Source organism: Pseudomonas sp. 910_23, from assembly GCF_052850795.1.
The window spans coordinates 1-14,549 of the sequence record NZ_VXCZ01000023.1; the positions used below are offsets into that span (position 1 = coordinate 1).

Annotated in this window: 14 protein-coding genes; 3 read left to right on the forward strand and 11 right to left on the reverse strand. The window is 58.7% G+C overall.

Translation table 11 applies throughout. The annotated features are described in order from the left end of the window. Positions 1 to 129: 129 nt before the first annotated feature. The 9 genes from msrQ to mrcB all read right to left on the reverse strand — a co-directional run bounded on the left by msrQ (position 130) and on the right by mrcB (position 9,947). Positions 130 to 750, reverse strand: coding sequence for a protein-methionine-sulfoxide reductase heme-binding subunit MsrQ (msrQ, locus tag FW800_RS23575; protein ID WP_032879472.1), 621 nt, complete (start codon positions 748 to 750; stop codon positions 130 to 132). Continuing rightward, positions 750 to 1,763 carry a protein-methionine-sulfoxide reductase catalytic subunit MsrP gene (gene msrP / locus FW800_RS23580; protein WP_032879471.1) on the reverse strand — a complete coding sequence of 338 codons (1,014 nt, stop codon included), beginning with the start codon at positions 1,761 to 1,763 and terminating at the stop codon, positions 750 to 752. The genes msrQ and msrP overlap by 1 nt, the downstream gene beginning before the upstream one ends. A gap of 63 nt (positions 1,764 to 1,826) precedes the next feature. Then, entirely contained in the window at positions 1,827 to 2,684 is an 858-nt protein-coding gene (pssA, locus tag FW800_RS23585; protein WP_005791399.1) for a CDP-diacylglycerol--serine O-phosphatidyltransferase, read from the reverse strand. Between the two features lie 144 nt (positions 2,685 to 2,828). Continuing rightward, positions 2,829 to 3,845, reverse strand: coding sequence for a ketol-acid reductoisomerase (ilvC, locus tag FW800_RS23590; protein ID WP_003194132.1), 1,017 nt, complete (start codon positions 3,843 to 3,845; stop codon positions 2,829 to 2,831). Between the two features lie 47 nt (positions 3,846 to 3,892). Beyond that, complete coding sequence (gene ilvN / locus FW800_RS23595; protein ID WP_003176102.1) at positions 3,893 to 4,384, reverse strand: acetolactate synthase small subunit; 492 nt, start codon at positions 4,382 to 4,384, stop codon at positions 3,893 to 3,895. A gap of 2 nt (positions 4,385 to 4,386) precedes the next feature. Next, positions 4,387 to 6,111, reverse strand: a complete 1,725-nt coding sequence (locus FW800_RS23600) for an acetolactate synthase 3 large subunit (RefSeq protein ID WP_005791407.1) — start codon at positions 6,109 to 6,111, stop codon at positions 4,387 to 4,389. 431 nt (positions 6,112 to 6,542) lie between these two features. After that, positions 6,543 to 6,872, reverse strand: a complete 330-nt coding sequence (locus FW800_RS23605) for a YqcC family protein (protein WP_032879470.1) — start codon at positions 6,870 to 6,872, stop codon at positions 6,543 to 6,545. Further along, the gene (locus tag FW800_RS23610) at positions 6,872 to 7,606 is read right to left on the reverse strand and encodes a tetratricopeptide repeat protein (protein WP_005791411.1); all 735 of its coding nucleotides are present in this window, start codon (positions 7,604 to 7,606) and stop codon (positions 6,872 to 6,874) included. The genes FW800_RS23605 and FW800_RS23610 overlap by 1 nt, the downstream gene beginning before the upstream one ends. Positions 7,607 to 7,622: 16 nt before the next feature. After that, positions 7,623 to 9,947: a penicillin-binding protein 1B gene (mrcB, locus tag FW800_RS23615; protein ID WP_446438562.1), complete on the reverse strand. Its 2,325-nt coding sequence runs from the start codon at positions 9,945 to 9,947 to the stop codon at positions 7,623 to 7,625. A gap of 118 nt (positions 9,948 to 10,065) precedes the next feature. Here mrcB and FW800_RS23620 point away from each other — a divergent pair, with 118 nt between their 5' ends. From FW800_RS23620 to FW800_RS23630, 3 genes are all read left to right on the forward strand, one after another. Then, positions 10,066 to 11,622 carry a bifunctional aminoglycoside phosphotransferase/ATP-binding protein gene (locus FW800_RS23620; RefSeq protein WP_078822314.1) on the forward strand — a complete coding sequence of 519 codons (1,557 nt, stop codon included), beginning with the start codon at positions 10,066 to 10,068 and terminating at the stop codon, positions 11,620 to 11,622. 90 nt (positions 11,623 to 11,712) lie between these two features. Next, positions 11,713 to 12,057: a pentapeptide repeat-containing protein gene (locus FW800_RS23625; protein ID WP_032879466.1), complete on the forward strand. Its 345-nt coding sequence runs from the start codon at positions 11,713 to 11,715 to the stop codon at positions 12,055 to 12,057. Between the two features lie 202 nt (positions 12,058 to 12,259). After that, on the forward strand, positions 12,260 to 12,532 hold the full coding sequence (locus tag FW800_RS23630; protein WP_005791418.1) for a TfoX/Sxy family protein: 273 nt from the start codon (positions 12,260 to 12,262) through the stop codon (positions 12,530 to 12,532). Between the two features lie 243 nt (positions 12,533 to 12,775). Here FW800_RS23630 and FW800_RS23635 read toward each other — a convergent pair whose 3' ends face one another. Then, the gene (locus FW800_RS23635; RefSeq protein WP_446438563.1) at positions 12,776 to 13,543 is read right to left on the reverse strand and encodes a heme ABC transporter ATP-binding protein; all 768 of its coding nucleotides are present in this window, start codon (positions 13,541 to 13,543) and stop codon (positions 12,776 to 12,778) included. After that, complete coding sequence (locus FW800_RS23640; RefSeq protein WP_177327434.1) at positions 13,543 to 14,526, reverse strand: FecCD family ABC transporter permease; 984 nt, start codon at positions 14,524 to 14,526, stop codon at positions 13,543 to 13,545. Before FW800_RS23640 ends, FW800_RS23635 begins: the two co-directional genes overlap by 1 nt. Positions 14,527 to 14,549: the final 23 nt, after the last annotated feature.

Below are 14,549 nucleotides of genomic sequence, written 5' to 3' on the forward strand. Positions count from 1 at the left end.
ACTTCGATGAACTGAAGCAACCTGCTGCCGAAAACCACGTAACTCATTGTTTACCAAGGAGTTTTCCGTTTCGACTGCGCCGGAAGTGGGGCGAATTATAGGCTTCCAGAATCTGCCGTCAAGGGTTAATTACACTTTTGTGGCAGAAGGTGTCTTTTTAGCAATAAGGCGAGGGATTCGGCGCATCACCGGTGGCACCCGCAACAAAAGAAGCAGTGCACCAATGGAAGCGTAGACAGCCCACTCCTTCAGATCAGCCCGAACTATCCAGAGCATGTGCAGCAAACCCAGGCCCAGGATCACATAGGTCAAGCGATGCAACTTCTTCCAGCGGCTACCCAATCGACGCTGGCTATAGCGGTTGGATGTGACAGCCAGCACCAATAGAGCCATAAACCCCAGCGCCCCCACAATTATGTAGGGCCGCTTGCGCAGTTCTACGCCGAGCTGCGACCAATCGAGCCCAAGGACGAACACGCAGTATGCCGCCAAATGCAGTACTACATAGGCGAAGCACCACAGCCCCAACTGCCGGCGTACCGCGATCCACCCTGCCCAACCGCTCAACTTCTGCAGCGGCGTCATCCCGAGCGTGATCAGCAGCAGGATCAACGTACCCAGCCCCAAGCGATCGACCAGCACTTTGCCCGGATCAGGCCCCAGGGCAAAACTCCATGCTTCATACAACCAGAGCAATGGCCAAACCGCCGCAGCTATAAAGACTCCAATGCGCCAGATTGGAAAGCGCATCAGTAGTTCTTCCGCAGATCGAGACCTGTATATAAAGACGCGACCTCATCCGCGTAGCCATTGAACATCTGCGTATCGCGCACGTTCGGGCTGAACAGGCCACTGGGTAGACGTCGCTCCCGCGCCTGGGTCCACCGCGGATGATCGACCGTAGGGTTCACATTTGCGTAGAACCCATACTCATCAGCCGCAATGCTCTGCCAGGTGGTTTTCGGCTGCTCGCTGACAAGGCTGATCCGCACGATGGATTTGACACTTTTGAAGCCGTACTTCCACGGCACCACCAAGCGCAACGGCGCACCATTCTGATTAGGCAGCTCGCGCCCATACATACCTACGGCGAGAATCGCCAGCGGGTTCATCGCTTCGTCCAGACGCAGCCCTTCTACATAAGGCCAGTCGATCAAGCCGAAACTGGAGCGCTGCCCAGGCATGCTCTTCGGGTCCTGGAGGGTTTCAAAACGGATGTACTTCGCTTTGGAGGTAGGTTCAACCTGCTTGAGCAAGGCCGAGATCGGGAAACCGATCCACGGAATCACCATCGACCAGGCTTCAACGCAGCGCAATCGATAGATCCGTTCTTCCAGCTCATAGGGTTTCATGAAGTCTTCCAAGGCATAACGCCCAGGCTTGGCCACCTCACCATCGATCACAACACTCCACGGCTCGGTCTTGAGCGCACCTGCATTCGCCGCCGGGTCGCCCTTGTCGGTACCGAACTCATAAAAGTTGTTGTAGTGGGTTGCATCCTTGAACGGCGTGATCGCCTCGTCCTTGACCGTCACCGCCTGCCATTTCGTACCAGGAAGCTTCTCGGCAAACCAGTTGGGCGCCCTGCCCGCTTCGACATCGGCATAACGCGCCGCATCGCCCGCACTGGCCCAACGCGGCAAGCTACTGGCGGCAATACCGGCCAGCGCACCACCGAGCAAACTGCGACGAGAGAAATAGAGGGATTCAGGCGTGACATCCGATTCATGGCAATCGGACGCTTTGGGTAGTTTGATTAACATGGCAACTCCGCAGCATTGGAGAACTGATGCACCAATAGACTGCGGAGTATGGGGGAAATTACATTAAGGCAATGTTTTGTCCCGGCGCAGATGCAGCAAATACTGAATCGGACCAGACGCGGCGTAAACCAGGAACGCCAGCAGCAGAATCCGCGGCGGATCACTGAACACCACTGCAAACACAAGCACCACCACAAGGATCGCCACGAAAGGCACGCGCCCTTTGAGGTCCAGCTCCTTGAAGCTGTTGTACTTGATATTGCTGACCATCAGCATCCCGGCCGCTGCAACCATCAACGCTACCAGGAACGACATCTTTGACCCCTGGATGCCGTAATCACTGAACGCCCAGACGATACCCGCCACGACGCCGGCGGCTGCCGGGCTGGCAAGCCCGATGAAGTAACGCTTGTCGGCAGTGCCCACCTGCGTATTGAAACGCGCCAGTCGCAACGCGGCACCGGCGACATAGATGAAGGCAACCATCCAGCCGACCTTGCCCATGTCACCCAATGCCCAAGCAAAAGCCAGCAGCGCAGGGGCGACACCAAAGGCAACCATGTCCGACAGCGAGTCGTACTCGGCGCCAAAAGCACTTTGGGTGTTGGTCATCCGCGCTACGCGCCCATCCAGGCCGTCGAGCACCATGGCCACGAAGATTGCGATGGCAGCAAAACCAAAGTACTTGCTGGCACTCGCCGCATCACCTGCCGCCAGCGCGCTTTGGGCACTCATGGAGTTGATGATGGAATAAAAGCCGGCAAACAGGTTCGCCGTCGTAAACAGATTGGGCAGAAGATAGATGCCACGATGCCGGACCTTACGGCCTTCGGCGTCATGCCCTTCTTCGACATGTTCATCGATCGGCAGCATGCTTTCGGCGTCGGAAGCCTGGTTTGGCTCTTCGGGACGTTCGCTCATGGACTTTACCTTGCAACGGTGTGAAAAAATTCGACAGATACTTGCGGCGAGTGTTCGCCCGCAAACGATGCAGCTTTATACCAGAACCGGCCCCTCAAACGAAAAAACGCGGCCTAAGCCGCGTTTTCCCTTGATGCGTACGACTTAGTTCTTGGCTTTGTCGACGATCTTGTTGGCACCGATCCACGGCATCATGGAGCGCAGTTGCTCGCCGATGACTTCGATACCGTGAGCGGCGTTGTTACGGCGCTTGGCGGTCATCGAAGGGTAGCCGGTAGCGCCTTCGCTGATGAACATTTTGGCGTATTCGCCGTCCTGAATACGTTTCAGGGCGTTGCGCATGGCCTGGCGGGACTCGGCGTTGATCACTTCCGGACCAGTCACGTACTCACCGTACTCGGCGTTGTTGGAGATCGAATAGTTCATGTTGGCGATACCGCCTTCGTACATGAGGTCAACGATCAGCTTCAGTTCGTGCAGGCATTCGAAGTAGGCCATTTCCGGCGCGTAGCCAGCTTCAACCAGGGTTTCGAAACCGGCTTTGACCAGCTCAACGGTACCGCCGCACAGAACGGCTTGTTCGCCGAACAGGTCGGTTTCAGTCTCGTCCTTGAAGGTGGTTTCGATAATGCCGGTGCGACCACCACCAACGCCAGCAGCGTAGGACAGTGCAACGTTTTTGGCGTTGCCCGAAGCGTCCTGGTAGATCGCGATCAGGTCAGGGATACCACCGCCTTTGACGAACTCGGAACGCACGGTGTGGCCCGGGGCTTTCGGCGCGATCATGATCACGTCCAGGTCAGCGCGTGGCACAACCTGGTTGTAGTGAATCGCGAAACCGTGGGAGAAGGCCAGGGTGGCGCCTTTCTTGATGTTCGGCTCGATTTCGTTCTTGTACAGCGAGGACTGGAACTCGTCCGGGGTCAGGATCATGACCAGGTCGGCAGCCGCTACGGCGGAAGCAACGTCGGTCACTTTCAGGCCGTGGGCTTCAGCCTTGGCAACAGTAGCCGAACCTTTGCGCAGGCCAACGGTGACGTCCACGCCGGAATCTTTCAGGTTGCACGCTTGTGCGTGGCCCTGGGAACCGTAGCCGATGATGGCGACTTTCTTGCCCTGGATGATCGACAGGTCACAATCTTTATCGTAATAAACTTTCATGAGGTTCCTCTATATATCCAGGCCGTAAGGCCATTCGCTAATTTGGGTTAGATGCTGAGTACTTTGTCGCCACGGGCAATCCCGGTGACACCACTGCGTACGGTTTCCAGAATCGAGGCTGTCCCGATCGACTGGATGAAGCTGTCCAGCTTGTCGCTTGTACCGGTCAGTTGAACGGTATAAACGCTGGCGCTCACATCGACGATCTGCCCGCGATAAATATCGGTAGTGCGCTTGATCTCGGCACGCTGGGCACCCGTGGCCTTGACCTTGACGAGCATCAGTTCGCGCTCGATGTGGGCGCTTTCCGACAGGTCGACCAGCTTGACCACTTCGATCAGCTTGTTGAGGTTCTTGGTGATCTGCTCGATCACCTCATCGTGGCCAACAGTGGTCAACGTCAGGCGCGACAGGGTCGGGTCTTCGGTCGGCGCCACGGTCAGGCTTTCGATGTTGTAGTTGCGTTGCGAAAACAGGCCGACAACACGGGACAAGGCGCCGGGCTCGTTCTCCAGAAGCAGGGAGATAATATGCCGCATGATTAAGTACGCTCCGTCTTGTTCAGCCACATGTCGCGCATGGAGCCGTCTTTGATTTGCATCGGATAGACGTGCTCGCTGGTATCGACCTGAATATCGATGAACACCAGGCGGTCTTTCATGGCGAACGCTTCTTCCATCTTCGGCTTCAGATCTTTCAAATCAGTGATGCGAATGCCGACGTGGCCATAGGCTTCAACCAACTTGATGAAATCCGGCAACGATTCCATGTAGGAATGGGAGTGACGGCTACCGTAGCTCATGTCCTGCCATTGACGAACCATGCCGAGCACGCCGTTGTTCAAGCAGACGATCTTCACTGGAAGACCATATTGCAGGCACGTCGACAGCTCCTGGATGTTCATCTGGATGCTGCCTTCGCCGGTGACGCAGGCAACGTCGGCATCCGGGAAGCTCAGTTTCACACCCATGGCCGCAGGGAAACCAAAGCCCATCGTGCCCAGGCCACCGGAGTTGATCCAGCGGTTAGGCTTGTCGAACTTGTAGTACTGCGCCGCGAACATCTGGTGCTGGCCCACGTCGGAGGTTACAAAGGCGTCGCCCTTGGTCACTTCGCACAGGGTTTCGATCACGGTTTGTGGCTTGATGATGCTGCCGTCGCCCTTGTCATAAGGGAACAGGCCGCGATCACCACGCCATTCGTCAATCTGCTTCCACCAGCTGGCAACGGACTCCTTGTTCGGTGCCTCGCCGATGTCCTTGAGCGCTGCGACCATTTCGGTCAACACGCTCTCCACCGGCCCCACGATCGGCACATCGGCCTTGATGGTCTTGGAGATGGACGCCGGGTCGATGTCGATATGGATGATCTTGGCATTCGGGCAGAACTTGCTCGCACCATTGATCACACGGTCATCGAACCGCGCGCCCACGGCCAGGATCACGTCAGCGTGGTGCATGGTCAGGTTGGCGGTGTAGCTGCCGTGCATACCGAGCATACCGACGAACTGGCGGTCCGTACCCGGGAATGCGCCGAGGCCCATCAGGGTGTTGGTCACCGGCAGGTTGAGCAGCTTGGCCAGTTCGGTCAGCGGAGCGGAACCGCCGCCCAGAATCACGCCACCGCCGGAGTACAACACGGGGCGCTTGGCTGCCAGGAGCATTTCTGCCGCCTTGCGGATTTGCCCCGAGTGCCCGCGGACGGCCGGGCTGTAGGAACGCAGCTTGGCTTTCTTGGGGAAGATGTATTCGAATTTTTCGGCCGGGTTGGTCATGTCTTTCGGGATATCCACCACCACAGGGCCCGGACGACCGGACTGTGCGAGGTAGAACGCCTTTTTCATGACTTCCGGGATTTCCGACGCGTGCTTGATCATGAAGCTGTGTTTCACGATCGGGCGGGAAATACCGATCATGTCGGTTTCCTGGAAAGCGTCGGTGCCGACCATGGTGCTTGGCACCTGGCCAGAAATGATCACCATCGGGATGGAGTCCATATACGCAGTCGCAATACCGGTAATGGCATTGGTTGCGCCTGGGCCAGACGTTACCAGTACCACGCCGGCTTTACCGGTGGCACGGGCGTAACCGTCAGCCATATGGGTCGCGGCCTGTTCGTGGCGAACCAGGATGTGGGTAACAGCCGGTTCCTTGAACAGTGCGTCGTAGACATGCAACAGAGCACCACCTGGGTACCCGTAGATATAGTCGACGCCTTCGTCACGCAAAAAGCGGACGAGCATCTCACCGCCAGATAAAAGCTCCACGTTGTTCACCTCTAAAACGCCAGAATACCGTCCGTTAAAAACCGACGGGTCTTAATAGGTTTACTTCTCAACAGAGCATGAGCGACGGTGGTCGCCGACTACGTCAGCACTGACTGAGCAAGTATTGGGATCGTCCCAAGTGTTGCGGGCTTTTCCCACCCAGCGCGAGGTAACGCGTTGCGGGTGTTACAGGTCGGCGCGGGTGTGCGCCTCATGATCTGCTGAGCGGGCCTGCTTCTGGCAGTCCCGATACAGCGGACTTTGGATTCTTGTGTTTCAGGCCCTTCAAGTCAAGCAATAATTGCGCTTTTTTCCAACTAAGCGCATGAGAACGTAGAAGAAAGGGCTTTGAGGAGGGATAAAACTCGCCTGAATGTCGTCAAGCGGTAGAAATGTGCGCAAGACTGCCGGAAAACCCGGCAGTCAGGCAATTAACGAGCGTCGACGATCAATTGATCGAACTTTTTCAGCGCGTTACGCAAGCCGAGGCTCTCCCGCGGTCGGTCGGCATAGACCATCTCGGCCATTTCCAGGATCCCCGATGCATTCGGCAAGGGCAGGTCCTGTTCAAGGATCTGCTTCATGCGTACCAGGAAGATCCATTGCAGCCACTGGTGGAAGTCCAGGGTATCGACTGAAAAGGGTTCGACACTGCTGAGCGCTTCAGCACCGGGGGACTCTTCATCCCACCAGCCCTGCACGCGCAGTTCTCGCTCGATCAGCAATAGCTGTTCGGCAATCGCTGGGAAACGTGCATCCATCAGAGGCTGACCTTGGCTTTCTGTCGCGCCTGGGCGGCACCCGCTGCATCGCCCTGGGCGGCACGCGCATCACCGATCAAGGCCCAAAGGCTGGCTTGCAGGTCTGGGCGGCCATTGGCCAGGCTCAGGCCACGGCGAGCGAATTGCTCCGCCTGGGGCGCATCGCCCTGGGCCATGCGCACCTGGGCCAGGCGATACAGCACTTGTGGCTCACGCGGCGCCACGCGCTGGGCACGTTCAAGGCTCGACGAGGCGCCATTCAAATCGCCACCCGCCTGCTGCTGCTGAGCGGTGGTGAGCAGCGCCAGCACCGGGCCATCGAGTTGTTCGTCAGCCGACAACCCGCCCGCATTGGACGATGACGGAATACCGCTCGGCGTCGAAGGCATGTTGTAGGTGCCCTGGTTGACCGGCGCGGTTTGAATCGGCGTGGCGTTAACCGGCCCGGAAGTGCTAGGGCCTGGGGTCCATGGCTCGGCGCTGATAGGCGCCGAGGTTGCAGCACCACTGCCAGGCACCATCACCACGACGCCGGAGTCCTGGGGAATTGCCTGGGTTGCAGCCTGGGCAGGCCGCTTGACTACCGTCTGACGGAAGCCGCCATTGGCCGAAATGCGGTCGTTATTGGAGACGGACGTGCTTGAGTCCACCACAGGGATGGAGCCGCGCTGCACGCTGGAGCAACCGCCGAGCAAAGCCAGAGCCGTAATTGCTGGAATCCACAACTTGTTCACTTGAAACCCTCTTTGCTTAATTCATCCAGCCCTTGACCCAATCCATCACCGAATCCGCGTCAGCAGGGGCACTGCCACCGCACGCAGGGCCGGGTGGTGGTTCGCTGCCGCGAATATACGGCATCTGCACCGCCCCCGGACAGTTGGCATCAGAGCCCTGGCCGGTGTGCGGATCAATCCAGACCTGCACGATATTGTCCGGCTGGGGCATGTTGAGCGGCAACGGGTCAGCCTTGCGCATGAAACTGGTCCATACCTGCAGCGCGCCGGTCGCACCGGTGAACGGCGTCTTGCCGTTATCGTCACGCCCCAGCCACACCACGGCCAATACATCCTGGCCGAAACCCGCAAACCAGCTGTCACGCGAGTCGTTACTGGTACCGGTCTTGCCCGCCAGCGTCAGGTTCGACGGCAGCACGCTGTACACCGAGCGCCCTGTACCCTCACGCATCACACGCTGCATGGCGTTCTGGATCAGGTAGATAGAGCCCGCGTCAAAACGCTGCTGGATCTGGAACGGGTAGCGCTTGAGCGGTTCGCCTTCGGCGGTCAGCACACTGCGGATCCCGCGCATCGGTGTATTGAAGCCACCGTTGGCGAGGGTCTGGTACATGGTCGCCACTTCCATCGGGGTCATGGCCGCAGCGCCCAGAAGCATGGACGGGAATGCCGGGAACTCACGCTCCACCCCCAGTCGCGCGATGGTTTTCAGGACATTTGGCACGCCGACCTCAAGCCCCAGGCGCGAGGTGGAAATATTGTAGGAATGCGCCAGCCCCTGATACAGGAACACCGTGCCGTGGGAACGGCGATCGAAGTTCTTCGGCGTCCATACCTGGCCATTCGCTCCTTTGACCGACAACGGGTCATCCGACAGCCAACTGGTCAGCGTGTACTTGCTGGGTTTTTCCAACGCACTCAAGTAGACCGCAGGCTTGACCAGCGAGCCAATCGGCCGCACGGCGTCCAGTGCGCGGTTGAAGCCGGCGAAACTGGCCTGGCGGCTGCCGATCATGGCCTGGACTTCACCGGTTTCCGGGTTGGTCACGACCATGGCGGCTTCGACTTCATCCGAGCCTTTACGGCCGGTCAGGCGTTTGAAGGTGTCGTTGACGGACGCTTCGGCCTTCATCTGCAGGATCGGGTCGAAGCTGGTGAAAATCCGCAAGCCCTCTTCGGTCAAGTCTTCGTCGCGGTAGTCTTCACGCAACTGGCGCTTGACCAGATCGATAAAGCCGGGGAACGAGCTATCGGCCAACTTGCCGCGAGTGGTCACACCCAACGGCATTTTCTTCGCGGCGGCCACTTGTTCAGCCGTCGCGACACCCTGCTGCTCCAATACATCGAGTACCAGGTTGCGACGTTCGAGCGCACGCTCCGGGTTGCGACGCGGATTGTAATAGGACGGCCCCTTGACCATGCCCACCAGCAGCGCGACCTGATGCAACTTCAACTCGGATAACGGTTGCCCAAAGAAGAACTGGCTGGCCAAACCGAAACCGTGCACCGCGCGCTGGCCATCCTGACCGACGAATACCTCGTTGAGGTACGCCTCAAGGATTTCCTGCTTGCTGTAATGCAGCTCCAGCAACATCGCCATCATGGCTTCGGTGAGTTTACGGGTGAGGCTGCGCTCGTTGGTCAGGTAGAAGTTCTTGACCAATTGTTGCGTGAGCGTACTGCCGCCCTGGGTCATCTTGCCACCGGAGGTGTTGACCCAGACAGCGCGGGCAATCGACTTCGGCGAGACGCCCCAATGGCTGTAGAAATCGCGGTCTTCGACCGCCACCAGGGTTTCCAGCAAATAAGGCGGTACCTGATCAAGCTTGATCAGGATGCGATCTTCTAGGTTTTTCGGATAAATACCGCCAATCATCAACGGTTCCAGGCGCACTACCGGCAGCTTGGAGCCATTGAGCGAGGACAGTTCAGCCACATAATCGCCGGAGAAACGCACGCGTACCGGCTGAGCTTTTTCCAGGCCTTCGTAGAACTGGAACCCACGGGTGTTCAGGTCGACGGTGTTGCCGCTGACGGCTGCGGCGCCGGGGCCATTGCTCACAGGTTCGCGGCGATAGCCCAGTGCGTCGAGCTCGGTAAGGAAGTCCTCCTTGCTCAGCTTCTGCCCGGAGAACAGTTCCAGCGGGCGTGCATACACCTTGGCCGGAATCGTCCAGCGCTTGCCAGAGAATTTTTCCTGCACCACGGCATCGAGGTACACCGCAAAGCCGGCGACCACCACAAGGCCAACCAGGCCCAGCTTGAGCGCCCAGCCCAACCAGGGGCGCAAGCTGCGGGAAGGAGGTTTTTTACGGGAACGGGGAGATCGGGTTCGAGTCATGGCGGCGGATTATACGCACTTTATTGATGATCAACATGAGCCGGACAGCGGTTTGCACGACTGGCATCAGCAGCCATAATGGCCACGATGATTTCTCCCAGACTTTGAAGGATCGCCCGTGAGCCAGTCCCTGATCGCTGCCCTGCAAAACCCGGCTTTATACCCTCATCCGGTTGAAGCATTTCAAGTCATCGAGACCCATATTTCCTGGGTGGTTCTGACAGGTCCCTATGCTTACAAATTGAAGAAACCGATGAACTTCGGATTTCTGGATTTCACCGATCTGGAAAAACGTGGCCACTTCTGCAATGAGGAGCTGCGTCTCAACCAGCGCTTGACCAAAGATTTGTATCTCGAAGTGTTGCCGATTACCGGCACTGCCGATGCGCCGCAGTTGGGCGGCGACGGCCCGGTCATCGAGTACGCACTGAAAATGCGCCAGTTCCCGCAAAGCCAGATGCTCAGCACCCTGCAAGCCAACAGCGAACTGACCAACGCCCACATCGACGAGATGGCCAGTCAGATTGCGCACTTTCACCTCACTGCCCCCAAGGTCCCGCAAGAGCACCCGGCCGGCACGCCGGATGAAGTCATGGCGCCGGTACGCCAGAACTTCGACCAGATTCGCCCGTTCCTGAGCGACAAAGCTGACCTGACTCAACTTGAGGCCCTGCAAGCCTGGGCCGAAAGCAGCTTCGAGCGCCTCAAGCCGCTGCTGGAACAACGCAAGCTCAATGGTTTCACTCGCGAATGCCACGGTGACATCCATCTGGGCAACGCCACCCTGATTGACGGCCACGTCGTGATCTTCGACTGCATCGAGTTCAACGAGCCTTTCCGCTTTACCGATGTGTACGCCGATACCGCCTTCCTCGCCATGGACCTTGAAGACCGTGGGCTCAAGTCTCTGGCGCGCCGCTTCATCAGCCAGTACCTGGAACTGACCGGCGACTATCAAGGCCTGGAAGTGCTGAATTTCTATAAAGCCTACCGTGCGCTGGTACGTGCAAAGGTTGCGCTGTTCAGCATGCCGAGCGAGGCAAGCCCGGTGCAGCGCGCCACTACCCTGCGCCAGTACCGCAACTACGCCAACCTGGCGGAAAGCTACAGCACCATTCCGTCGCGCTTTCTGGCAATCACCCATGGTGTTTCAGCGGTAGGCAAGAGCCATGTTGCCATGCGCCTGGTCGAGGCTCTGGGCGCTGTACGCCTGCGTTCGGATGTGGAGCGCAAGCGTCTGTTTGGCGAGCAGCAGGTCGAAAACGCGCCACAGGCCGGCATCTACAATCAGGATGCCAGCATTGCCACCTATACACGCTTGAACGAAATTGCCGAGACCGTACTACGCGCAGGTTACCCGGTGGTGCTGGATGCGACCTTCTTGAAACGCGCTCAACGTGATGCGGCAGCCCAGATCGCCGAAGCCACCGGCGCGCCATTCCTGATCCTCGATTGCAACGCACCTCAAGCGGTTATCAGCAGTTGGCTGGCACAACGTCAGGCGGATCAAAACGATCCGTCCGACGCAACGCTGAGCGTTATCCAAGAGCAGCAAGCCAGTCGTGAGCCGTTGACGGCGCAAGAGCTGTTGCTGAGCAAGCGCGTGGAAACCAATGAAAGCGGAACGCTGGATGCGTTGGTCGCGCATATTCGCCAGCGCCTCCCGGGCTTGTAAGCAATATTTCCTGGTCGTGTCGCCCACATGGCGCACGACCCGGCAATATAGCCACTATAATGACATCACCACCTAACAGGAGTCGCTATCGTGAGTCAGCCCAAGCTTCTTGATACCCCGCTCTATGCGCTCCTGCATAAGGATGACATCCGCGGCTTCAACCAGCAGCGCCCTCAAGACGGCACCATCGATATGCGCGGTGGCGACTTCCGAGGGCTGGACCTGCGAGATCTGAACGCCGCAGGTGTTGACTTCACCGACGCCTATTTTCGCTCTGCCGACTTGCGCGGCCTGGATTTACGCGACTGCTCGATGGAAGGCGCGAGCCTGGCCCACGCGCAGATTTCCGGCACTTACTTCCCACCCGAGCTCACGGCTGACGAGATCCTGATGTCAGTCAACTTCGGCACTCGCCTACGCTACCGCACCAAGTAATCCACCTTCTGAACCCCGGCTTCGCCTCAAGCGTGCCGGGCGTTTCACGCCTGCCCGTCAGCTAAAGCATCGCCACATTCTTATAAGCTTTTCAGCCGTTCCTGCCCAAAGAACTGCGTTTTTCCTACTGAGCGCTACACTCATTTTCAGGCTGCCTGGTCACGATACCCACCGCACCATTCGGCCGTCGCAAGGAGGCTTGATGAACGATGAGCTGCAACACCTGAAAAACCTCGGCAAGACATCAGCGCAGTGGCTGCATGCGGTGGGTATCCACAGCGCGTCTGACTTGCGCCGCCTGGGCGCGGTCGATGCTTACCGAGCCGTACGGACTCGCGGCTTCCGAGCCTCGAAAGTTCTGCTGTACGCCATTGAAGGCGCATTGATGGATGTGCACTGGAACGACCTCCCCTCTGAACGCAAGGAGGCGCTGAACCGCCAGTTGGATGCCCTGTCAGCGCGGCAGAAAAACTAGATCGGCCCTCAAGCCCAATGTTTACAGGCATTACAAACGAGCGTTTGAGAAAAACTGGATGAGCAGATAAAACAATAGTTGACTCTCAAATGAGAATCGTTATGATTATCACAACTGGTCGCGAGATCAGCCGATAACTGAAAGACCATTGGTTCGGACTCTCAGATTATCTCCTCATCAGGCTAATCACGGTTATTTGACCCGGCTCTTGCCGGGTCTTTTTTTGCCTGCAAATTACTGACTTCAGCGCGCAATGATCAGCGGATGCCCCCGCTCCGGATGTGGTTGTACCAGCACATCCAGACCAAATACAGCCTTGAGTGGCTCAGGTTGCAGGACTGTTGCGGGCCTATCCAGAGCATGGGGGCGCCCGCCTTCCAGCAGCAGGATCCGGTCGCAGTAACGCGCCGCCAGGTTCAAGTCATGCAAGATCACCAGCACCGCAGCCCCCTTGTCGGCAAAGCTGCGAATCGCCTGCAAGGTGGTGTGCTGGTGCAGGGGATCAAGCATCGACGTTGGCTCGTCCAACAACAACGTTTGCCCCGCCTCACCTGGCCATAACTGCGCCAACACCCGCGCCAAGTGCACCCTTTGTCGCTCGCCGCCCGACAAGGCCAGGTAGCTGCGGCCACTCAGGTGGCCCACGTCGGCCGCGTGCAGCGCCGCGCGGATGATTTGATCGTCGCGCACTCGCCCGGTCTGATGAGGCAAGCGCCCCATGCCCACCACCTCTTCGACACGAAAGGCGAAGTCCAGGGTGGAAGTCTGTGGCAACACCGCCAGACGCTGGGCACGTTGCGCCCCTCCCAGACTCTTCAATTCTTGCTGGTCCAACCAGATCTTGCCCTGATCAGGCGACAACTCCCCGCACAGCGCTCCGAGCAAGGTACTTTTGCCCGCACCATTGGGCCCCAGCACGCCCAGCACTTCGCCCGGCAGCAGGTCCAAGGTGACATCGGACAACACGGTTTTACCACCGCGCCGAATCTGCAACGCTTCTACCCGCAGCATCAGGCGCGCCCTCGTAACAATAAATAGAGGAAAAATGGCGCACCGATAAATGCAGTGACAATACCGATCGGCAGTTCCGCCGGCGCCAACGCCAAGCGCGCCACCAGATCGGCAAACAACAGCAGGCTCGCGCCCGCCAGCACTGACGCCGGTAACAGCACCCGATGATCCGGCCCCGCCAGCAGCCGCACCAGATGTGGCACCACCAAACCGACAAAACCAATCATGCCCGCAGCCGCCACGGCTGCACCAACGCCCAGGGCCGTGCAGAACACCAACTCGCGCTTGAGCCCCTCAACATCAATGCCCAGATGATTGGCCTCCGACTCACCCAGCAGCAATGCGTTCAGCGCTTTCGCCCGGCGCGGCAACCACAGCGCCACGCCCGCGCTTACCAACAGCAAGGGCCACAACCGCGAATAGCTCGCGCCATTGAGGCTGCCCAGGTTCCAGAACGTCAGGGTGCGCAAGGTGGCATCGTCGGCCAGATAGGTAAACAGCCCCACCGTTGAGCTGGCCAGTGCCGTCAGCGCGATACCGGCAAGCAGCATCGTTGCGACATTGGTCTGGCCATTGCGACGCCCCAATCGGTAGACCAGTGCGGTAACGCCCAGCCCCCCCAGAAATGCGCACAGCGACAACAAATAGGGACCGAACGCATCCGGCAGCCCACCGAAGAACGAACCGCCGACAATCGCCACCGCTGCCCCCAACGCCGCACCGCTGGACACACCCACCAACCCAGGATCGGCCAGCGGGTTGCGAAACAACCCCTGCATCGCCACGCCCGACAACGCAAGGACACCGCCGACGGCCAGCCCCAAAAGGGTCCGCGGCAGGCGAATCTGCCCCAGAATCAATTCAGCCTGCTCCAACCCCGCCGCCTCAATCGGCACGCCCAATAGCCTTAACGCGGCTCTGAGCGTATCAATCAACGGCAAGCTGACCGGTCCGAGGGCCAATGAAAGCCAGATCGCCAACACACACAGCAGCGACAGGCCAATAA